At 35.9% G+C, this 22674-nt stretch carries 19 protein-coding genes and 1 riboswitch; of the genes, 14 read left to right on the top strand and 5 right to left on the bottom strand.

Features of this window, described 5'->3' with window-relative positions; all coding sequences use genetic code 11:
• The first annotated feature begins 511 nt into the window (after positions 1 to 511).
• The 4 genes from ACN6NE_RS29865 (at position 512) to ACN6NE_RS29850 (ending at position 4635) form a co-directional block, all read left to right on the top strand.
• Positions 512 to 1813 carry a replication protein gene (locus ACN6NE_RS29865; protein WP_474329106.1) on the top strand — a complete coding sequence of 434 codons (1302 nt, stop codon included), beginning with the start codon at positions 512 to 514 and terminating at the stop codon, positions 1811 to 1813.
• A 109-nt stretch (positions 1814 to 1922) separates the two neighbouring features.
• The gene (locus tag ACN6NE_RS29860; RefSeq protein ID WP_474329104.1) at positions 1923 to 2711 is read left to right on the top strand and encodes a ParB N-terminal domain-containing protein; all 789 of its coding nucleotides are present in this window, start codon (positions 1923 to 1925) and stop codon (positions 2709 to 2711) included.
• 206 nt (positions 2712 to 2917) lie between these two features.
• Positions 2918 to 3811: a sigma-70 family RNA polymerase sigma factor gene (locus tag ACN6NE_RS29855; protein WP_474329102.1), complete on the top strand. Its 894-nt coding sequence runs from the start codon at positions 2918 to 2920 to the stop codon at positions 3809 to 3811.
• 599 nt (positions 3812 to 4410) lie between these two features.
• Positions 4411 to 4635 carry a helix-turn-helix domain-containing protein gene (locus ACN6NE_RS29850; protein WP_029325462.1) on the top strand — a complete coding sequence of 75 codons (225 nt, stop codon included), beginning with the start codon at positions 4411 to 4413 and terminating at the stop codon, positions 4633 to 4635.
• A 338-nt stretch (positions 4636 to 4973) separates the two neighbouring features.
• On the opposite strand, the gene ACN6NE_RS29845 is transcribed toward ACN6NE_RS29850, so the two are convergent.
• Positions 4974 to 6407, bottom strand: a complete 1434-nt coding sequence (locus ACN6NE_RS29845; protein ID WP_474329099.1) for an amino acid permease — start codon at positions 6405 to 6407, stop codon at positions 4974 to 4976.
• Positions 6408 to 7043: 636 nt separating this feature from the next.
• On the opposite strand from ACN6NE_RS29845, the gene hutP reads away from it, so the two are divergent.
• From hutP to ACN6NE_RS29815, 6 genes are all read left to right on the top strand, one after another.
• Positions 7044 to 7508, top strand: a complete 465-nt coding sequence (gene hutP / locus ACN6NE_RS29840; protein WP_028408945.1) for a hut operon transcriptional regulator HutP — start codon at positions 7044 to 7046, stop codon at positions 7506 to 7508.
• 312 nt (positions 7509 to 7820) lie between these two features.
• Entirely contained in the window at positions 7821 to 9332 is a 1512-nt protein-coding gene (gene hutH, locus ACN6NE_RS29835) for a histidine ammonia-lyase (protein ID WP_328247397.1), read from the top strand.
• Positions 9333 to 9549: 217 nt separating this feature from the next.
• The gene (hutU, locus tag ACN6NE_RS29830) at positions 9550 to 11208 is read left to right on the top strand and encodes a urocanate hydratase (RefSeq protein ID WP_328247389.1); all 1659 of its coding nucleotides are present in this window, start codon (positions 9550 to 9552) and stop codon (positions 11206 to 11208) included.
• Positions 11209 to 11227: 19 nt separating this feature from the next.
• A complete protein-coding gene (hutI, locus tag ACN6NE_RS29825; protein WP_474329096.1) occupies positions 11228 to 12523 on the top strand; it encodes an imidazolonepropionase in 1296 nt (431 codons plus the stop codon).
• Positions 12498 to 13481 (top strand): agmatinase family protein, encoded by a 984-nt coding sequence (locus tag ACN6NE_RS29820; protein ID WP_474329094.1) that lies wholly within the window; start codon positions 12498 to 12500, stop codon positions 13479 to 13481. The genes hutI and ACN6NE_RS29820 overlap by 26 nt, the downstream gene beginning before the upstream one ends.
• 109 nt (positions 13482 to 13590) lie before the next feature.
• Positions 13591 to 14922, top strand: a complete 1332-nt coding sequence (locus ACN6NE_RS29815; protein ID WP_474329092.1) for an MFS transporter — start codon at positions 13591 to 13593, stop codon at positions 14920 to 14922.
• 372 nt (positions 14923 to 15294) lie between these two features.
• Here the strand turns inward: ACN6NE_RS29815 and ACN6NE_RS29810 are convergent, their stop codons facing one another.
• From ACN6NE_RS29810 to ACN6NE_RS29800, 3 genes are read right to left on the bottom strand one after another with little or no spacing between them, the layout of a single operon-like run.
• Positions 15295 to 15990, bottom strand: coding sequence for a hypothetical protein (locus ACN6NE_RS29810; RefSeq protein ID WP_474329090.1), 696 nt, complete (start codon positions 15988 to 15990; stop codon positions 15295 to 15297).
• Positions 15987 to 17120 (bottom strand): FtsK/SpoIIIE domain-containing protein, encoded by a 1134-nt coding sequence (locus ACN6NE_RS29805; RefSeq protein WP_474329088.1) that lies wholly within the window; start codon positions 17118 to 17120, stop codon positions 15987 to 15989. Before ACN6NE_RS29805 ends, ACN6NE_RS29810 begins: the two co-directional genes overlap by 4 nt.
• Positions 17121 to 17132: 12 nt before the next feature.
• The gene (locus ACN6NE_RS29800) at positions 17133 to 17498 is read right to left on the bottom strand and encodes a hypothetical protein (protein ID WP_474329086.1); all 366 of its coding nucleotides are present in this window, start codon (positions 17496 to 17498) and stop codon (positions 17133 to 17135) included.
• A 332-nt stretch (positions 17499 to 17830) separates the two neighbouring features.
• A riboswitch (SAM riboswitch) is annotated at positions 17831 to 17931 on the top strand.
• A gap of 81 nt (positions 17932 to 18012) precedes the next feature.
• Between ACN6NE_RS29800 and ACN6NE_RS29795 the strand changes: the two genes are divergently transcribed.
• Complete coding sequence (locus ACN6NE_RS29795; RefSeq protein WP_474329084.1) at positions 18013 to 19140, top strand: 5-methyltetrahydropteroyltriglutamate--homocysteine S-methyltransferase; 1128 nt, start codon at positions 18013 to 18015, stop codon at positions 19138 to 19140.
• 205 nt (positions 19141 to 19345) lie between these two features.
• Here ACN6NE_RS29795 and ACN6NE_RS29790 read toward each other — a convergent pair whose 3' ends face one another.
• On the bottom strand, positions 19346 to 19690 hold the full coding sequence (locus tag ACN6NE_RS29790) for a hypothetical protein (protein ID WP_474329082.1): 345 nt from the start codon (positions 19688 to 19690) through the stop codon (positions 19346 to 19348).
• Positions 19691 to 20206: 516 nt separating this feature from the next.
• Here ACN6NE_RS29790 and ACN6NE_RS29785 point away from each other — a divergent pair.
• From ACN6NE_RS29785 to ACN6NE_RS29775, 3 genes are all read left to right on the top strand, one after another.
• Complete coding sequence (locus tag ACN6NE_RS29785; RefSeq protein ID WP_474329080.1) at positions 20207 to 21055, top strand: ComEC/Rec2 family competence protein; 849 nt, start codon at positions 20207 to 20209, stop codon at positions 21053 to 21055.
• A 2-nt stretch (positions 21056 to 21057) separates the two neighbouring features.
• The gene (locus tag ACN6NE_RS29780) at positions 21058 to 21279 is read left to right on the top strand and encodes a DUF3006 domain-containing protein (protein ID WP_029324087.1); all 222 of its coding nucleotides are present in this window, start codon (positions 21058 to 21060) and stop codon (positions 21277 to 21279) included.
• Positions 21280 to 21509: 230 nt separating this feature from the next.
• Positions 21510 to 22589: a lysozyme inhibitor LprI family protein gene (locus ACN6NE_RS29775; protein WP_474329077.1), complete on the top strand. Its 1080-nt coding sequence runs from the start codon at positions 21510 to 21512 to the stop codon at positions 22587 to 22589.
• Positions 22590 to 22674: the final 85 nt, after the last annotated feature.

The raw sequence follows: 22674 nt of genomic DNA, 5'->3' as shown, positions 1-22674 counted from the left end.
TTGTTATCATTTGAAGATTTACATAATCTAAATGTTTTTGGCGTAAAAAAACAATTTTAACACATTCTAAGCTAATTGGGGAGGGGAAAAAAATTTCCCCTCCCCAAAACTAAAAATCTCATATATGATGGACTCAATATCTACACTAATATGGCATCTGCGTAGCTAAATATACTTGTTTTGATATATTTTACTAATTTTTTATTGAATTATAAGACTACTTAACGCTATAATTAAACTAACAAAAATGTCCGGAATAGAAAAAAGACTTCAACTGTTTAAGTAGTGCAGCAACACTCTTAAACCGTTCACCCTAATTACGGTAGGGAAAACACTTGTCGAAGTCTCTTGTTAATAGAGTTAGTTTTTCTATAAAATAAAACTTATGTTTTTATTTTATACGAAATTGACATCTATTTCAAGGGCTTAGTTCATCAAAATCAAGGCATTGTTTTCCTTTTCCCAGGGAAACAGTGTCTTTTTTGTGTTCCTTAAAGGAGAAGATGAACAAATGACAAAAATATTAACCTGTTATTTAAAAGATGTAGACACCTTCAATGGACGGTTCAAATGGTTATGGACCAACAAGTCCATACTACGTAAAAAGAAAGAAGAGTTTTTAGAAAATCTTCGTATCCACTTTAAACAACAACAATCAGCTATACATAAAGAATTTCCTAAAAAAAGAATGGAAATGCTCGATCACGTCATCTATAACCTAGTGGCAACGGGCATTCAAGCCATACGGTCTGAAACGCTCATGAAGAAATTTAACGTCTCAAAAAGTACCGTTTCTCGTTTTGTACGTTCGTTAAAAGCGACACCTTTTATACTCGTGGCCCGATACATTAAAGAGGATGCAACAGGTACTCATCCTGACAGTTATGTATTTGTCCTTAAAAGTCATAAAAACTTTCAGCAAATTTGCGACGAAATCTTTTTTGCTCATGATACAACAGGTATACAAACGCTTCAACAAGAAGAAATGACCACTCCTGTGACACGTCCTGTGACGTCTCCAGAAAGTGCTGAAAACGTTGATATACCAAGCTTAGAGGCGGATAAATCACCTGATGCCTTTATTAACCTTGATTTACCTGTAAATCATATAAATAATCATTTAATATCTGTTTCACAGGCCTTCACTTATATCAAAGGTGTGCCTAAAAAAGTCAATCAAGTCTATGCAGGTAAATATGGGCATCAACTACAAGACTTTTATGCTCGTATTCAAAATGCAGCAAAAGCAGTCAAACGAGATACGAAGATTAACATTGAGAAAGATCAAGTACATGAAATTGCGTATTCAACCATTGTTGGATTAGATAAATATGTCCATGAAGCCAATCAACAAGGCAATCCATTATCCCTACGGGATATGTGTCGATTAATCTATCAAATTGCGAAAAATCAATTCTATGAATTAACAAAGCCTAAAGACCAGGATTATTCATCAGTATACGCAAACCAACAAGAAGTTATACATAACGAAAGCAAAGAAACACTATTGGCTACACCAAAACGAATTATCCGTAAAGAACTTGTTCCAGATTGGTTAAAAGAAGAACAGCAGCCAGACCAACCTAAACAAGAAAAAGACGTTACAGTGGAGCAACAACTTGAAATAATTCAGTTGAAGCAAGATTTAGGACAAGAGCTAACACCAGAAGAAGGGGACTTGCTGCAAGAACACAGTTCTACGTACAGTTTGTTTGAAATAGCTCAGGTAAAACAAGACCTAGGACAAGCTTTGACACCAGAGGAACAAGAATGTTTGCATAACCATAATCAGTTAAAAGACACAGCTTCCTAATCAAAAAAAGTAGAAATCTCTTAGAAGCTGATGTTTCAATAGAATATGTTTATTTAGAACTGTGTTCTAAATAAACAATAACTAATAATCTACGCAGGAGGAGACTATTATGCCACACAAAATTACGTTAACCGGATCAGCCACAGGACCACTACGAGAGTACGATCGCTACGTTGCCTTTGATATGCGTGAAAAAGGATCACCATCTGCGCCTAAAGGATTAAAGAAGAGTACCTTTATTTCGTATACGGTGTTTGTTGCGAAGAAAGCCTTTAATAAAACGGGGCTCACGAAGAAAAGCATCATGCATGAAAAGATTTTAATTCAAGGGGAACCAACGTTAGACATTCCCATTGATGAATGCCCTGGTGAAGTAGGGGTCATCTGTTTTCAAATTACCGTTCTTCCAAATAAAAATGATAAAGAGAAGAATCAGCCAGAAGAGAAAAAAGAACCTAAACAAGAAGCATCTGTGCCTTCTGAAGCCCAAAAGAACAAGGAATCTACTGCACAGGAAGAAGTACAAGAACCTATTTCTCAACCTGTAGCAAAAGAAGAGAAGAAAGAAGTAAAGCCTATTCAGCCAGAAGTACAACAAGCGCCTACAGAAGAGAAAAAGACTGAGGAAAAAAAGACAACACTATCCAACCAACCGAAGGGAACTCAGGATCTATTGAACTTTGATGATATTATCGTTCCTGAAGCGTTCTTAAAGACACGCCCAAACCCTGAAAAAACACAAAAGGTGATCGATTTTGTGAAGCGTACAGGGCGCCTCGATGAGCCGTTGACGATTGAAAAAGGGTCAAAGATCTTAAAAGATGGATACCGTCGTTATGTGGTGGCCAAAACGGTCAAAATGGATCAAGTTCCTGTTGTATATGAGTATCAAAAATAAGAACTCAAAGAAAAAGTAACTATTGTTTATAGTTTCACTGACAAATTAGACAAAAACAGACTAAACAAAGTGATAACCTATGTCCAATGGATAAAAAGGTAAAGGAAACAGGATTTAATCTCTGTTGAGGTAAGATGAACATCTTCACTACTATTCTCTATACGTAGCTTTCTATACATCTAAGTCGCGAATTGGAGGGAGATATAGTGACTAAAAATCAAAAACTGTGGACGAAGGAAGAAGATTTATTTCTAAAAGAACAATATGGGCGGATGACACTCCAAAAAATTGGCGAATGTTTAAATCGTAGTAAAGAATCGGTTAATAAACGGGTCTCACGACTACAACTTCGCAACAACCAGAATGGCATACGCAAAAAATGGTCCCCTGACCAAGATACTTTCTTAAAGGTAAATATTAATAGGATGAACAATCGAGAGATTGGAAAACATTTAGGCAAGAGCCCTTCTTCTGTTGCGAATCGAATTAGGCTGTTAAAATTAGTACGAAAAACGTCATTACGTAGATGGACAAAGAAAGAAGATGAATACTTGGTAAAATGGTATGGAGTAAAGTCACTTGACCAAATATCTAGACGCTTACAGCGAAGTATACAAGCATTAGAGTCTAGATTATATCGTTTAGGTATACATGGCGTAAGAGCTCATTTGGGAAATGTTACAGTATATGAACTAGCAGAGTGCCTGCAAGTTGATGTTCATACCATTTATAACTGGATTCAGAAAAGAGAATTGCCCTATAACATCTTGAGAGCAAACACACGAACATTTTTAGGAATTGATGTAATAGCCTTTTGGAAGTGGGCACAACAGAATAAGGAACTGATTAATTTTTCTAAGGTATCCCTGAATACTCTTATTCCAGAACCCGACTGGGTAAAGGAACAAAGAAAATATGATTATTTTAATCGGCCTAAATATGAAAATAAAAAGTGGACCGAAGAGGAAGATGCCCGTCTATGGTACATGTTTTATCAAGAAGGTCGTACTCAACAAGAAATTGGCCAACTAATCGGTAGATCAGCCCATGGAATTCAAAGGAGATTACACCGACTACGGAAAAAGAAGTTACCTCAATAAATCCTACCTTTTTGTGATTGTTCTTACTGGTCCCACCTATTAGCCCTTTCCATTACACATTCATTTTGTGAAACAGCCTTTTTTATAAGAAAGGTAGCTCTATAGAGGCATAGAAATTTATATTATGCTTGAAAATGTTATGTTTTATACTTTACTATTATCTATTGTTTTATTCCGTAAAGGAGAGGACCCTATAAGGATAGATGGAGTTCTCTTTTCTCCTTCACGGATTAAATTGTTTTTTCTGGCTTGATAATTTATGAATTGCTGTTGTTAGCGATGTTCTTACTTTCTCTTGAGCAGACTGCTTCATAACAGGTTGTTTTTTATTTTCTGTGATACCGAAAAACTATTCATACCTATAACAAAGACCGCCCATTACTTATTAGTTTATAAGGCGGTCTTAACTGTATTCATGCTATATGATTATGCCCAAAATATCGACATTATTCTAAATAATTATATAGACTAAAATTTATTTATTTTTCTCTTGTACTTTATTATATGATGCATTTAAATTATATTTCCTATTTCTTTAAGAAAAATTCGAATACTTTTAGGAAAAAGTGGCAAGCCTTTTAAAAAAGGAGGTTTTTAAAATGTGGAGTGCTGGTAAAAAAAGAAGTAAGCTTGGCAGATTTCTAGATAGAAAGGGTTATTCTCAGACTGAGTTAGGTAAAGTTTCTAAACTTAATAAGAATACAGTAAGTAGAATTTGCAATGATTCAAATTATACTCCTTCTATAGTTACTATAAAAAAAGTAATGAAAGCTTTAAAGAAGCTTGATCCTAAATTGAAATCTGAAGACTTTTTCGATATATAAAAGGTATAATTATTGTGCCTTTACTTACTTGCTTTCTGTTAAAAAGAGTGCCCCCCTATATCAATAGAAGGGCAACAAACTATGCCTGCCTGTCACTAGTCAACTCTTGTAAGGTGACATCTCTAGTCTTATCCAACCTAAACATAATCTAAACTTTTCAATTTAATATATATTTTATTTTCACTTCACATAAAAAAGATTCCATGTCTGTTATTGTAATTAAAAAGCAGATCTTATCGAAGGATAAAACCTGCTAAAAAATCAAAAAGAAGTGATAAAAATACCGTGATTTACTCGATGATTCATTGTGTAAAGGAAGAATGTAATTCCTACTAGGTCTATTCCCCAGAACTTCTCTTTAATATTATTGTATCTTTTTCCATATCTATTTTCTTATGAATACGTAAGTAATAGTAGGCATAGCATCCAATTGCAAATGGGATACCACAATATAAAGCAGCCCTGAGAGAATCAACAAAAGCCATACTAACAATGACTACTAAACAGAGTATAAAGCAGGTAATTGGAACAATAGGATACAGAGGTGTACGGAAATTTAATTGATTAATATCATTTCCTTCGGCAATATAAGCTTTACGGAAATTTAATTGAGATAAGGCAGTTAACATCCAAACAGTGATACCAGCCAGGCCAGCAATTGATACTAAAATGAGAAAAACAGTATTAGCAGCAATGAAGCTTGTTAAGAGGGATAGACATGCTACTAAAAAAGTTACACTTAATGCGCGTAATGGTACTCCCTTTTGGCTTAATTTTGAAAAAGATTTTCCAGCAAATCCCTCGCAGCTCATAGCCCATAGCATTCGTGTGGATGCATATAACCCTGAATTCGCAACCGATAAAACCGCAGTGAGAATAACAAAATTCATCACATCTGCTGCATACGGTATCCCAACATTGTCGAAAACATAGACAAATGGGCTATCCACTGATCCTGCTTTTTGCCAGGAGACTAAACTAACGAGGATAAGCATGGAAATTACATAAAAAAATACCGTTCGCCAAACTGTATTTTTAATCGCTCTAGGGATTTCCCTATGTGGATTTTCAGATTCTCCAGCTGCAATACCAATCAATTCGGTTCCCTGGAAAGAAAAAACAACTCCAATCATGGCAAAGAAAACACTACTAAATCCATTTGGAAAAAGTCCTCCATTATTCATTATGGTAGAAACACTTTGAACTGGATTTTTTGCCCCATGAGTATCAAGAAATCCAAAAATTATACCTGCCCCAATTATAATAAATAATAAAATGGTTACGATTTTAATACTTGAAAACCAAAATTCTGTTTCTGCAAAACTGCGAGTAGACAGAGAGTTAATGATAAACAAAGAAGTTCCAAAAATAGCACACCAAACCCAAACAGGAATATCAGGAAACCAGCGCTGCATTAATAATCCAGATGCTGTGAATTCAACACTTACTGTAACTGCCCAATTTAACCAGTACATCCATCCCACAGTAAAACCTGTTCCAGGTCCTATATATTTTGTTGCGTAGGCTTGAAATGACCCTGTCACCGGCATAGATACGGTCAATTCACCAAGGCAAAGCATAACTAAGTACATTAAGAAACCCACAACGAGGTAAGCTAATATAGCCCCACCAGGACCAGCTTCATTGATAATATGACCCGAATTTAGAAAAAGGCCTGTTCCAATTACTCCACCGATTGAAATCATAAATAAATGTCTGCTTTTCATATTTCTTTGAAGCTCATTGGATACTTCTGTTTTTTTACTATGCATGTATAACCCTCTTCCTAATAGTATGATTTAATTATTTTTATGTTATAAGTAGAGTTCTCCTTTAAACTAAAAATTTAAATGAGCAGATCGGTTGGAGATAATTTAAAATATGTTTTGAATGAATATAGTTTTTTTATGATTTTTAAAATATCTATTAAAATCTCAAAAAATATAATCTAACTTTTCTTTCCAAGTTACTATAAGTCTTTCCAATACAAAAAAACTTCGCAAAAATAATAATATCCTTTTTGCCAAGTTCCATTCTATAAACTAATAACTAAATTGGAGTCTTGTCTTATTTACTTAACTACACCTAAATAAACTTATATAAGTAATATTTTTAAGTTTGATAGGTATCTGATCTACTCTCTTGGAGAAAACCCTATTCTAAAAAATAACATCATACCTGATTTTTATATTTCCATCTTTTTGTTAAGATCCTCCATTAACTAAAATTTAATTCATCCACTAAAGGCTAGATTATCTAGAATTTTCAGAATTATATTCAGTATATCTACCGAATAAATAGTTGTCAACGCAGAAATGTATGCGCTACCAAAAGCTAGGTTGACACCTAACATACCCTTCAGTATATACTAATCTAGTAGTAAGGGAAGCACAAAGGGGGAACATCTTATGAGCAATCAGGTTAAACAAAAGAATAATTTTTCAATGGGTAAGTTAACTTCTTTATTGGTTCTCTTGCATAATACTGAACTGGTGAAAGAAGTTGAACAAGAACTGGACTCAAGGGGTTATAACTATACAGTCGGAAAAGTTGGGGCTATGGAGCTATCAAAAGTAGTTGCTGCTGTTGAAACAAGTGCCAAAAATAACCATATTATAAATGCTAATTCATATAGGGAAGTCCACGCTCTTTATCATGCCATATTGGAAGCAATTCAGGGAGTAAGTAGGGGGACTTTACAGTTAGGGGATATTTTACGTACAGTTGGTTTAACTTTTTCAATTGTCAGAGGAAATATTGACTCCTCTGGTTATGGTGGAGAATGGATTAGTGTATGTGTCTACGGAACTATAGGAGCCCCCAAAAAAGGGTTTGAACATGATGCATTAGGTTTTGGTTTTAACCATATCTAAAAAAATCTATTCAAAGTAATTCAAATAAATAATTTTAAATTTTTTAAAAAAACAATTGACAAAGTATTCAGATAAAGAGATACTGGTTTCAGATACATTAGTTGCTTTAAGCTTTAGACCTTAAAGTATAGATTCATTTAGCATTGTTAGTTATGTTTGTTTTAGATATTTAAAATTGTATTTAAAGCCCATAGTTTATTCAGTTTAGTTTATAGGGGGCTATATCAAAAAAGATTTGTTTCTTTTTTGATATAGCCCCTTTTTATGTTCAAAAAACAATAAGACTTTTTAATTTAAAAAGGAGTGATTAGAATGTTTGTTCAAATAGACGGTAACTCATTAACGTATGAACAAATTCATCAAGTTATTTATGAAGGTTATGCTGTTAAAATTAGTGATCACGCGCTAGAAAATATCAAAAGAAGTAGAGCTTTAGTGGAGGATAGCATTACCAATAACAAGGTAATTTACGGTGTGAACACAGGATTTGGGAAATTCAGTGACACAGTTATTTCAAAGGATGATTTAGCTGACTTACAAATCAATTTAATTCGAAGCCATGCTTGTGGGCTCGGGGAGCCATTTCCTATAGAAGTAAGCCAGGTTATGTTACTTCTAAGAGCTAATGCATTAGCTAAAGGCTATTCAGGAATTCGTCTAGAAACACTTCAGTTATTAATAGATTGCTTAAATCAAAATATCGTTCCAGTTATTCCTAGTCAAGGATCGCTAGGAGCAAGTGGTGATCTAGCTCCTCTATCACACTTAGCCCTATTATTAGTTGGAGAAGGAGAAGCCGTCTTTAATGGTGAAAAAATGTCAGGTGCAGAAGCATTGAAATTAGCAGGCCTTCAACCAATCAAATTGCAAGCTAAGGAAGGTCTTGCTTTAATTAATGGAACCCAAGCTATGACTGCTGTAGGTGTAGTTGCTTATATGGAGGCTCAAAAGTTAGCTGACCTTTCAGATGGAATTGCTTCCCTAACATTAGAAGGTTTACAAGGAATTGTTGACGCTTTCACACCAGAATCTCATTCTGTAAGACCTTATCCTGAACAGAAACAAGTGGCTGAACGAATTCTTTCTTACCTTGACGGTAGTCAACTAACCACTACCCAAGGACAAATTCGAGTTCAAGATGCGTATTCATTACGATGTATCCCACAAGTCCATGGTGCTATTCAACAAGTTTTAAATTATGTAAAAGAGAAACTATCGATTGAGATAAACTCAGCAACAGATAATCCACTAATCTTCTCGGACAGTGGAAATGTTATTTCTGGTGGAAACTTTCATGGACAACCTATCGCTTTTGCGATGGACTTTCTTGGAATTGCAATGTCTGAAGTAGGAAATATTTCTGAAAGACGTATCGAACGATTGGTGAATCCCCAACTAAGTGATTTACCGGCATTTTTAAGTCCTGACCCTGGTCTTCAATCAGGCTTAATGATTACTCAATATGCTGCTGCTTCATTAGTTTCGGAAAATAAGACATTAGCTCATCCTTCTAGTGTAGACTCTATTCCATCTTCTGCTAATCAAGAAGATCATGTGAGTATGGGAACAACTGCTGCTCGCCATGCTTATCAAATTATTCAAAATAGTAGAAGGGTTCTTGCCATCGAAGCTATCTGTGCTGCTCAGGCTGCTGATATTAGAGGTGTAAGTAAGTTAGCTCCAGAAACAACGAAACTTTATTCGAGAATTAGAAAATCTGTTCCAACAATTACAAAAGATCGAATCTTCTCACGTGATATTGAAAAATTGGCTGCTGATTTAAAAGGAGTTGTAAAAGAAGTTAATTACGAAATGGTACGTTAATAAACGTGTGAAGTCGTTTTTATTATAAAACTCTAGCATAGACTCATTAAAATATTAGGATACCAATCTTTCTTTTTCTCAATTATAAAGCTTTATGAGATTTCCTTCGTAAAGTAAACCCGTATGAAATATGGCCGGAGTATAAGTAATTATCTATAGGAACAAATTTTAAAAAACAGTTTAAAATTATTTGAATTTATTTACAGGGGGAAGAAATATGACTACTGAACAAAAAGTAATTAAGGCGCCTCATGGAAAAGAATTAAATACAAAAGGTTGGATACAAGAGGCAGTTCTTCGTATGTTAATGAACAATTTAGATCCAGAAGTGGCAGAACATCCGGAGAAATTAGTTGTATATGGGGGAATAGGGAAGGCAGCTCGAAATTGGGATGCATTCGATCGTATCGTAGCCACTTTGAAAGATCTAGAAGAAGATGAAACACTATTAGTACAGTCTGGAAAACCAGTAGCTGTGTTTAAAACTCATAAAGATGCACCACGTGTACTCTTAGCTAACTCCAATATTGTTCCGGCCTTTGCAAATTGGGAAAAATTCCATGAACTCGATAAAAAAGGATTAATGATGTATGGGCAAATGACAGCCGGTAGCTGGATTTATATTGGAAGTCAAGGCATTGTACAAGGTACGTATGAAACATTTGCTGAATGTGCGAAACAACATTTTAATGGTAGTCTCGAAGGTACCATTACCGTAACAGCTGGATTAGGAGGCATGGGAGGGGCTCAGCCATTAGCCGTTACAATGGCAGGGGGCGTAGTCATTGGAATTGATGTTGACCGAACACGTATTGAAAAACGAATTGAAACACGCTATTGTGACGTTGTGTTAGAAAGCTTAGATGATGCCATTGCTTTAGCACAAGAAGCAAAAGACTCAGGAAAAGCGCTCTCGATTGGTTTGGTTGGAAATGCAGCTGAAGTGCTTCCTCAAATGATTAAACGTGGATTTATTCCAGACATTGTAACGGATCAGACATCCGCGCATGATCCATTAAATGGATACCTTCCATTAGGCTTTACCTTAGAGCAAGGGGAAGTATTACGTACTGAAAATCCTGAAGAATATGTAAGGAAATCTAAAGCTAGTATGGCTGTTCATGTTCAGGCTATGTTAGATATGCAGAAAGAAGGAGCCATTGCTTTCGACTACGGAAATAATATTCGTCAAGTAGCGTTAGATGAAGGCGTAAAAGACGCGTTCAACTTCCCAGGTTTTGTACCTGCTTATATCCGTCCTCAATTCTGTGAAGGAAAAGGACCTTTCCGTTGGGTAGCTTTATCAGGTGATCCAGAAGATATTTATAAAACAGACGAAGTTATTTTACGTGAATTCTCATATAATACTCATCTTTGTAACTGGATTAAAATGGCGAGAGAAAAAATTGAATTTCAAGGATTACCGGCACGTATCTGTTGGTTAGGGTATGGAGAACGTGCACGATTTGGAAAAATTATTAATGAAATGGTTGCATCTGGAGAACTTTCAGCACCTATTGTTATTGGTAGAGATCATTTAGATGCAGGATCTGTTGCTTCGCCAAACCGCGAAACAGAAGCAATGAGAGATGGCAGTGATGCTGTAGCAGATTGGCCTATTTTAAATGCACTAGTTAATACAGCTGCAGGGGCAAGTTGGGTATCTGTTCACCATGGTGGTGGCGTAGGTATGGGATATTCTCTTCATGCAGGTATGGTTGTAGTAGCAGATGGCACGGAAGATGCAGCTAAACGTCTTGAACGCGTATTAACAACAGATCCTGGTATGGGGGTTGTTCGTCATTTAGATGCAGGCTATGAGTTAGCCATTCAAACAGCCAAGGAAAAAGGCATGAACATTCCAACATTAGACTAAAGGAAACGGAGTGAGTATTTTGTCATCTATTACGTATATTAAACGCGCCTCACAACTGATTACAGTTAGAGGCGGAACTAAAGAACCAAAACGTGCTCAAGATATGTCCGATATTGGTATTATTGAACATGGCAGTGTTGTATTGGAAAATGGACTGATTACGTTTGTTGGATCAGATGTTGAAGCAGAACGTTATGTTCATACGTTGAATGGACATATTAATACGATTGATGCTTCAGGAAAAATTGTTACTCCAGGTCTAATCGATGCTCATACTCATATTGTGTTTGGGGGAAGTCGTGAAAAAGAGCTAGAGATGCGATTAAACGGAGCTAAATATATTGATATCTTAAAGGCAGGCGGCGGAATTCTCCAAACAACAACAAGTACAAGAGAAGCTACAGAAGAACAACTGATCCAAGAAACCTCCAAACGCCTGAATCGTTTTCTACAATATGGAGTTACGACGATTGAAGCGAAAAGTGGATATGGTTTGACACTAGAAGATGAATTGAAACAGCTAAGGGCAGCAAAAAAGTTAAACGAAAAACATCCTGTTGATTTAGTTTCTACTTTCATGGGAGCTCATGCTGTTCCAGTTGAATATAAAGAAAATCCAGACGAATTTGTTCGTTTAGTGATAGAGGAAATGATTCCAAGAGTTGCAGAAGAAAATTTGGCTGAGTTTTGCGATGTTTTTTGTGAAGAAGGAGTTTTTACAATTCAACAGTCGGAGCAAATTCTTGAGGCAGGAAAAAGATATGGTTTAAAACCAAAAATACATGCGGATGAAATTGTTCAATTTGGCGGTGCAGAGCTTGCAGCCAAGGTGGGAGCTGTTTCGGCCGACCATTTATTACAAGCATCGGATGAAGGTATTAAGCAAATGGCTAAAAGTGGTGTTATTGCAGTCCTGTTACCAGGTACAGCATTCTTTTTAATGGAGAAGCCTGCGAATGCAAGAAAGATCATTGAAGCTGGAGTTCCGGTTGCCCTTTCAACGGATCGTAATCCAGGGTCATCACCTACTGAATCGTTACCATTTATTATGAATCTAGCTTGTCTTACGATGAAGATGACGCCAGCCGAAGTCCTAACAGCATGTACAATTAATGCAGCTCATGCCATTGGAAGAGCTGATGAAGTTGGAAGCATCGAAGTAGGAAAGAAAGGGGACCTTGTTTTATTTGATGCACCGAATTATCAAACGTTGCAGTATAACTATGCAGTGAACCTCGTAGATACTGTCATTAAAAAAGGACAAGTGATTGTAGAAGGTGGGGTTTTACGTGATGTACCCGTACCCACAGCTTAATCGTCCCTCTTTTCATTGGGAAAGACAGCGTTCAACTGAACCTAAGGTAAGTGATTGGATCAAGACTTTTGAAGTGCAAGATGAAATAGATTTTCAAGCTGTAGATGTAACCATTTTGGGAGTCCCTCTTTCGAGATCTTCTATTAGTGCCTCCGGGGCAAGTGAAACGCCCCTTGCTATGAGACAACTATGGAAATCGTTTAATCCGTATCATATTGAATATGATACGGATTTGACCCCCTTATCGGTTTTAGATTTAGGTGATGTCAAACAGCATGTAACAGATATTTCACTTTCTCATCAGTATGTTAAAGAAGCCATGATTTCAATGCGGAAATATCACCCTCATACACTGCCTATCATGTTAGGGGGAGATCATTCGATTACGGCTATGTTAGTAAAAGGCTGGAAAGCATCACATCTAGAACAACGTATAGGAATTCTTCAATTTGATACACATTTTGATTTACGCAGTTTAGAAGATAATGGACCATCAAATGGAACACCCATTCGAAACTTGATTGAGAGTGGTACGGTTGAAGGCAAAAACGTTTGGAATATTGGCCTGCATGGGTTTTATAACTCGAAATCTCTCAAAGAGTATGCAGATACTCACCAGGTTAATTACGTGACCTTACTTCAAGCTAGAAAAACGGGGATTTCATGTATAGTTGAAAGGGCCTTAGAGGATTTAGCCAAGAAAGTGGATGTCATCTATCTAACAGTAGATATGGATGTTCTTGATGTGGCTTATGCTCCTGGTGTACCAGCAGGAACAACAGGAGGAATGAGAACGGATGAATTATTTGAAGCGATATATATTGCTGGTTCACACCCATTAGTCCAAGCAATGGATATTGTATGTTTAGATCCCTTACGCGATAAATCAGGAATTACTGTTAAAGCAGGAGTTCATGTATTCTTGAATTTTTTAACAGGCTTTGCAAATAGAAGATAAAATATTAACTTACTTATCCTTTTGAAAGTGACAAATCTCTAGCGATTTGTTACGAAACTTTCTTTCTCAGGAAGAAAAGTGACCAAATGAGAGAGGAGAGAAGTAATTGATGAAAAACAATTATCGCTACTTTATTATTTTTATGATTGTTATTATAACAATCATAAATTACATAGATAGGGGAGCACTTTCATACGCTCAGGCTGAAATTATTCAAGAATTCAACTTAAATCCAGTAAGCTGGGGAGTGATTTTAGGATATTTTGGTTATGGTTATATTTTCGGTGCACTATTCGGAGGAGCGTTGGCAGATAAGAAAGGTCCTAAGTTTATGTGGATTCTTGCTGGAACCACATGGTCTATATTTGAAATTGGCACTATATTTGCTGGTCACTTAGGTGCAGCGTTCTTTGGGGGTTCTGCATTAGCTGGTTTTGCGGTATTTCGTGTTTTGTTTGGACTGGCTGAAGGACCTACTTTATCTACAATGAACCGAACCATGGCAAATTGGGTATCTCCGAAAGAAAAAGGTTTTTCTGTAGCACTTGGCTTAGTTGGAACTCCAATTGGAGCATTGATCACCGCACCTATCGTAGTGGGCCTTTTAACGTTTACTAATTGGAAGGTAACATTTATTATTCTTGGCCTATTAGGTTTTGTTTGGGTATTAATATGGAGAAAAATATTTACAAATTTACCCGAAGATCATCCGAGAGTTTCAAAAATTGAACTACAAAAAATTCGAAGTATAGATAGTTTAATAAAAGGTGAATCACAATTAGAAAAAACAAACTCCACAAATGTTCCTTGGTATTATTTTTTTAAAAACCCTACATTAGTAATGAATGCCATTGGGTACTTTGCATTTTTGTATGTCAATATTCTATTACTAACTTGGACTCCAAAATATTTGCAAGATGAATTTAACTATTCTTTAGCATCTCTTTCGTATATAGGTATGATTCCATGGGTAGGTGCTATTGTTACAGGATTAATAGGAGGGAAAATTTCGGATAAGTTACGTGAGAAAACTGGGAATTTACGTATAGCCAGATCCTGGTTCACAGTAGTTTGCTTATTTTTCACAGCTATTTGTTTTATGCTAATCCCAACAGTTGGAAGTGCGGCCTCAGTACTTTTGTTAATGTGTATAGGTAATGCCTTTAATTACCTACCCAATTCGATCTATTGGACAGTTGTTCTTGATACAGAGCCTAATAAAGCAGGAACTTTTGGGGGAGTAACTCATTTTATTGCAAACCTGGCTACTATTATTGCGCCTACATTAACGGGAAGGCTTGTTGCAGCACATGGATATAATGCGATGTTTACTGCTGCTGCCATTGCCGTAATAATTGGAATGGTATCTATGATATTTGTAAAACCAGGACAACGAAGTCATATATCGGATATGGATAGTGAGAAAAACATCATATTATAGTAGCCATTAATACAGCGTAATGCCTTTTATTAATGACCATTATCTTTGTGTATAGTGCACATTTCATGAAGACTTCCCTCTCTTTTGGAGTGCTTTTCATTTGTCCTACTCTAGTTAGGTATCTATTTATATAACACCAGTAAGCATGTGGAAGTGTTAGTTGTACATCTTGTAATGCGTATATTTTGTCATAAAATACGCCTATAAAGGTCTAATATTCTTTTTGTTTTTTAAATATTAAATGAAAAATATAGAATTTTCGCAATGAATTTGTTATTATTTAGTTTTTATAATTTTCACATCTCAACGAGTGTGAAAGTAAGAAAGCTGTCTCATTCCCTGTGTTGAGGCAGCTTTTTATGTTGTCCGTCATTACGTAAGATTAATTTTAATTCCACCAGACGACGCTGGGGTTCTTGGTCTTCCTTCTTTTTGGTGTTTCCCAGAACTTTTATACTTCTCCATTAATTCATGAATGCTTGCTACCTGTAAAATGCGGATATGTTCTGAAGACACCGCATACCGAACAGGTGTAATCAACATGACTGAAGGGAAAATGGACGATCGACCCTCTGGCTGCCAATGCAATGCCTTCCATTCATCCGAAAAGAAAAACTCTTCATAGAGGTTAATCTTCGCTTGCATTTTCTGCTCAGTATACTGATTGCGTTGTATTTCAATCCAAAAAGGAGACCCTTTAAAAATACAAAACAGATCCGGTTCAATCCCTCCTTTTCGTCCGGTGGGCTTATCTTCGACAATGACCTGTTTAGGTGTGCTATACGTACACATTTGTTTATAGACATCCAAGATAGAAAGGAAATGTAATATTTTTTGAGAGTTCTTTTTAATTTTGGCATCTACAGGTAAGTAGACCGTAGGAGAATACTGCTGGGTGCGTTCAATGAGTCCTAACCGATATAAACGTACCATCACACTATTACACGCATTTACGGGCGATTTAAGCTGTTTAAAGAACAGGTCAACTAATGAGTCTCGATCCACGGCTCTAAATTGATTGATAAACGCTATGATGTCTTTATCACGTTGAGATAAATGGAAACTCATCGCTGCTCCTCCTTCTCTAATAAACCAAAGATGGATTGTGATGTAACTTCGAGTTCTGGTTCGGGATCTTTCACAAGCGTTTTATAAGAAGAGAGTATTTCCTTACAAGCACCTTCATCTAAGAAAAAGGCTTGAAACTCTTTGACCTCATCAATCTTAATTTTCATGCGCCCCCTGGCTGCAGCATCGATTTCTTCGGCACCGATGACTCCGGCAACTTTCGCATTTATCGCATCGGCCTGTCTTCCAGAGATCCGAACCCGTAAGTTTGCTTTGAGTGCTGAATTCAATAAATCAGCATCAGGACGCTGCATGGCAATAATCGTATGAACACCTAGAGCACGGCCTTGGCTGGCAAACTGTTGAATCATCTCCACAAGATCCGTCTCTCTCTTCACTATGGACATTTCATCAATTACCACAACGATACGAGGCAGCTTAAATGGAAGCCTGCTTATATGTGTTACGCCATGCTCTAACAATAAATCGCCTCTTCTGTACATTTCAGCTCGTAATAAGGCAAAAGGTTTTCTCATGTCCTTTGCCTCAAAACAAAGCGCATCCACATGTTCAATGCCATGAAAAAGCCCTAAATCAGCTCGTTTCAAATCTACTAACACCAAACGCAAGTCTTCAGGAGAGGCATATTTCACCCATGTTGTGAGGATGACCCGCATCAGACTGCTTTTTCCAGCTCCAATTTCGCCAGAAATCAGTAAGGTTTCCAAATCCGCAAAATCCCATGAAACGGGGTTTCCATAAATATCTTGACCAATGCATACAGGAAGCTCCATTTTCTCAATATGAGGATGAACGACTTCATACCTATAATTGAGCATCTTAGGTAAGTTTTTGTGATGAACGGTAATGCTAAAATTCTTTAAGCTGCCATTTATCTCAATGTTGCTGCCTAATACTTGTCGTAAGGCCCATTTTTTTTTGTGTAAAAGCTCAGGATCAATGCCATTCAATAAAGAAAAAGCGTACCGAGTGTACGTATGATGGTGATCAATCTGATGAATTTTAGGAAAGAGATAAGAGGTTCGGTCTCCATGTTTCACCACGCGATAAATCTCTGCCGTACGAAACGCTTTAATCAATTGACCACGCAATTTTAGTTTCTCAAACATACACATTCCTCCTTAGAATATAAAAGTCGCAAAAAAGTAAATTAAGGCGCTATAGAAGGTGACAGGCAGGATAAATCGCATGATTTTTCCAAACTGATCCACAAGATCAATAACACCCCATCTCTCTAATATTCGTTCGATGATGGCAATTCCTAAGATAATACCTCCTATGGTTAGAATAGTGGGGTCAAGCATGGCGAGTGGACTAAAAGGAACAAAGGAATAAGCCCTGAAAGGACGAGGTCTCGTAAGAGATGATTTGAGGATTAAAGGAAAGATCTTTCGAAAAGAAAACCTTTGTGTTTTTCTCATGTTGGTACCTTCTTTCATTCTTTTTAATTTTTTGCCTTTCAGGTATGAATTGTTTCGGCTCAACACATCCGGTCGCCCCCTTCGCCTCTTCGGCTCAGCTCCCTTACAGATTCCACGAAGGGCTTCACTAGGCGTATACAGCTTGTATTAACGCAGTAACGTTACTGAACTAGATACTGATTAAGTAGTGGAGTCGTAATTCTTTAGATACTATGTAACTACTGCAGTAAGCTTGCCTGTCCAAACAAAAAATAAAGAAGAACCCTTACTGCATTAGGTAATGAGTAAGTAATGGAATAAGAGGTGTGTTGTTTCTGATTTTTCAAAATTTTGTTGACAAGCTAAGAAAACAGGTGTAACCTTTTTTCTAGTTAATTAAATTTTAATTAAATTGAATATTCTTATCTCGAGAGGTGGAGGGACTGGCCCTTGGAAGCCTCGGCAACAGACTGTTAAAGTACTGTGCCAATTCCAGTAGCAATTTGCTTGAAGATAAGAAGAGCGCTCATAACGATTATTAACCTCTTCTTATTTGTAAGAAGAGGTTTTTTATTTTGAAAAGAAAGAAGGAAACAAAACCATGACAAAGACATTAGTGAAAGCTCCATTTAAAGCTGATCACGTAGGCAGCTTTTTAAGAACAGCTCCCCTTAAAGAAGCAAGAGAAGCGTATGCGAATGCAAGAATCAATAAGGCCGATTTAAAATCTATAGAGGACAAAGAAATTGAAAAACTTGTCCAGAAACAAATTGAGGTGGGGCTTAAATCCATCACTGATGGTGAATTTAGACGCTCATGGTGGCATTTGGACTTCTTATCAGGATTAGAAGGCGTAGAGGAGTTTGAGACAGAATATATTAGCCAATTCAAAGGCGCAAAAACAAAAAATAAAGCGATTAAGGTAGTAGGTAAAGTAGACTTCAATCAACATTATATGCTGGAACACTTCACGTTCTTAAAAAAAGCTGTCGAACAGTATGGTGATGGAAGCCAAGTTGCTAAATTCTCTATCCCAAGTCCAAATATGTTATTTACTCGAGTTCAAGAAGATACATATTACAAGGGGAACAGAGATCAATTTTATCATGATACTGTAGCTGCTTATCAAAAAGCCATTCAAGCTTTTTATGATGCAGGCTGCCGTTACCTACAATTAGATGATACTTCCTGGATTGATTTTGTCTCTGAAGAACGTATCAATGCGGTTGTTGAGAAGCTTGGTATGAACGTAAAGGACATTATTGATACGCGAGTAAGTTGCTTAAATGATGCTATTTCTAAAAAGCCTGAAGATATGCTCATTACTATGCATATTTGTCGCGGAAATTTTAGATCTACGTATATCACAAGTGGTGGATACGATACTATATCCGATGCAATCTTTGCTAACTTACATGTAGATGGGCTTTTCCTTGAATATGATGATAACCGTTCAGGAGATTTTGAACCATTAAAAAGCTTTACACGTAATAATCAAAGCGTTGTATTAGGATTAGTAACATCTAAGTTTCCTACATTAGAAGATGCTGAGATTATTAAGCGAAGAATTAAAGAAGCAAGCGAATATATTCCTCTAGAAAACTTGTCGCTGAGTCCTCAATGTGGCTTTGCAAGTACAGAAGAAGGAAATGTGTTAACAGAAGAGGAACAATGGAATAAAATTAGTCACATAATTAAAATTGCTCAAGATGTCTGGGGAGTTAACTAAAAAGGGAGATTTGTTTCTTAATTTTATATAAGCAGCATTCTAGATGTGTTGAAATACGATAAACAGGCGAATCTTATAAACGGAAAAAGGAAGAATGGATATCCATTCTTCCTATATCACACGTTCTAATTCGATACGCTCACATTGAAAAACTTGTTCCTCTATTAGGTACAAGATCTTCTTAATAACCCATTACTGAATATAATTAGATAAATAATAAGAGAGTTTTCTTCTGGTTTAAGTGCTGCAAGACACTAATAAGGTGATTCACGTCATCTTGAGAAATGGGTAAAAGTTGTACTAGAGTATTTTTAATATCTGTTAATATACATAAGTCATGTAATTCATGATCAGTGAAGATAGTTTGAAGGGGGTTCAATCTGAATAGTAATGGGAGATTGTCATATAGGTCAGTTCCACACTTAACAAAAAAAAGTTGTCGCCATAATGGTCCATATTGTGTAATCATCTCGTGTTCGATGATACTTACTATTGTTATTTCAATTTCAAATAGCAACATATAAGGCTTAAATATGAGCTCTTTTTCCATGTGCATTCCTCCTTTTATAGGACTTCTAAAATAAGTTAAATTATAGTTGTCCTGCGGTTCACTGTGCCTGCCTAGGTATACATCAAATGCATAAATGCGTTTCTTGCTACTTTTCCATCACCACTACCCCTCTCTCTCTATTTGACCATCGTTGATTCCTTATCATCTATTAGTGCAATCATTTGAGAAAGGCAAACAACTCTTTGTTCTGAGTTTCGGTCTCAATATAAAAAAAAGCTAAGAATGACTGTTTGAAACTAATGTTTCTGTATCTTAGAGATAAAAAGATAAGGTCATTTTAAAATGTCAATCTACTAAAATTCCTAAAATAGTACATTTCATTACTATTTACCTCCATTTTACTACTAATTCTCATATATAACATGACTTTTTACACCTTTATAAGTAAAAATATTCAATCTATTTTATATTAACGTATGGTTTCGTGTAGTAAAATTAATTTTGCTATAAAAGAACACTACATATGAAAATACATTTATAAAAGGGGATAAAACAATGAAAAGTCGTGTTATCAAGATTGTTTCTTCGCTAGCTATAGGAATAGGAATTTCTGCAGCTCCAGCTTCCTCATACGCTGCAACGCCTAAAACCATGAAAGTACATTACATTGATGTTGGTCAAGGAGATAGTATCTATATTAAAGCTCCCAATGGTGAGGACATTGTTATTGATGGTGGAAACAAAGGTAAAGGAAATGCAGTTGTAAGTTATTTAAAGAAACAAAAAGTCGATGATATAGAAGTATTAATTTCTACTCATCCTGATGCTGATCACATTGGTGGGTTAGATGAAGTCATTAATGCATTCAAAGTAGAAAATGTTTATGCACCAAAAGTAAGTAATAACACGCAAGCTTACAAAGACTTTTTAAATGCTGTGAAAAAGAAAAAATTAACGATTAAAACGGCACAAGCAGGCGTAAAGCTACCTGTTAAAGATGTAAATGCTCAAATTGTAGGGCCTACCAAAACCTATGCCAACAGTGATTTAAATGACTGGAGTGCTGTTGTACACATGGCTTATAAGAAGAATACATTTTTATTTACAAGTGATGCTGAAACAAAAGCAGAATCAGACATGATTAAGGCGAAGAAAACACTACGTGCAGATGTACTTAAAGTAGGCCATCATGGAGCCAAAACGTCTACAAGTAAAAACTTCTTAGACGCTGTAAAGCCTAAGTATGCAGTCATTAGCGTGGGTAAAAATAGTTATGGACACCCTACTTCTCAGGTTGTGAACTTACTAAAAAATTCTAAAGCAAGTATTCTCCGAACAGACCAAAGTGGTACGATTATTATCACGGGCGATGGAACATCTTATTCTGTTAAAAAATCGAGGTAATTATGAAAAAGATAAAAGGTATTATTGATCGGTTTGAAGAGGGATTTGCTGTTGTTGAAATTGAAGGCATAACAAAAGATTATCCAAAAGATATCTTTCCTGAGGATACACAAGTTGGAGATGTTGTTTACATTACAGGAAATAAAGTGACGGTTGATAGGCAAGAAACTAAGAAAAGAGAAAAAGAAATTGAAGACCTGATGAATGAGCTATGGGAAGATTAAAAACTAATTCCTATTTATAAAGTATTCTTGCTCTGGCATAAGGGATAAGATGACAGTTTCTTACTTTGAGACTGTTTTTTACGAATTAATTATTAATAAACTGTTTCGAAAAGTTTATAATATTTCACTATTAAATAATATCATTATTAAGGAATAAAACGTTGTTATACTATCTTTTAATATTGGTAAAATACACACAAAATTAACAACTTTTAGAGGGGAGAACAGCTATGTATAAAAAAGGTGTTTTTTTATTAATTACGGTAACTTCTTTACTGGTTTCTGGCTGTCAACAAGAAGAAAAGGTTGATTCAAAATCAGGGGAAACTGGGGAGGTTAGTAGCCAGGAGACCAGTGATAATAGTGCTAATAAAGCGAATCAAGATAGTAATAGCGCTACAGAAAATAATACTGGAGAACCTTCAACTATAAAAGGTAGCGATCATGCGAGTGCTGTTCACAAAAATAGTAATCAGCAAAACTCAACTAATTCAAATATAGTCTCCGATGACGCTTTTGTTACTAAAGATACAGCAGCTTTAGTAATGGCTGACTACATAAATGGACTAACAGCTGCGATTAATACAGGCCAGTTCAGTAACGTTGCGCATGTTTTAAAAGGTTCGTTATATAGTGACCAACAATCATTAGTAAGCAATTTATATAAGAAGGGTATTAAAGAGAACTGGATAGATTATTCTGTAGTGAATTTTACGAAAGCAGGTAACTCTTCTGATGGGCCTCTTTATAAAATACAAACTGTAGAGACCGTATCTGTTATACAACCAGATGGATCTCAAAAAACAAATAAATACAATTGGATGTACACAGCCGTGCTTATCAATAATCAATTATACTTAACTGATATAGCTAAAAATGGGCCTATTACTACTGTATCAAAGACTGGTCCAACTACAAGCACTCCATCAACAAATAGTCCAGCTACAACAATAACTAATAGCAAAAAAGCTTATTATTTAGATTTACTAGAGCAAACGAGAGCTAGTGAAGTACAGCCAGTTAATGATCAGATTGATGGTGACAGAAGACAAGCTTCTGGAGCCAATTATCAAATGTGGGATCAGGTGTTAAACGATATCTATGGTGAATTAAAAACCCAATTACCTGCATCAGAAATGAATGATCTAAAAATCAAACAACGTCAATGGATTAAAGATAGAGATGCTGCTTCTCAAAAAGAGTTGAAAGAAGCTGGAGGAGGAACTTTAGCTTATGCTGAAGAAGCTCGTATTTTACACGAAATGACTAGAGAACGTTGCTACGAGCTAGTTACTTATTATATGAAATAATGAGAAAGTACTATATTTACATGGTGGAACTTTATGTATTGGCTATCTTCATTATTATGTGTGTATATACCATCCTATAAATTAC

The sequence above is a fragment of the Priestia sp. 53B2 genome, from assembly GCF_056099005.1.
The sequence above is the reverse complement of the archived record's forward strand: the minus strand, read 5'-3'. Positions and strand labels throughout refer to the sequence as shown.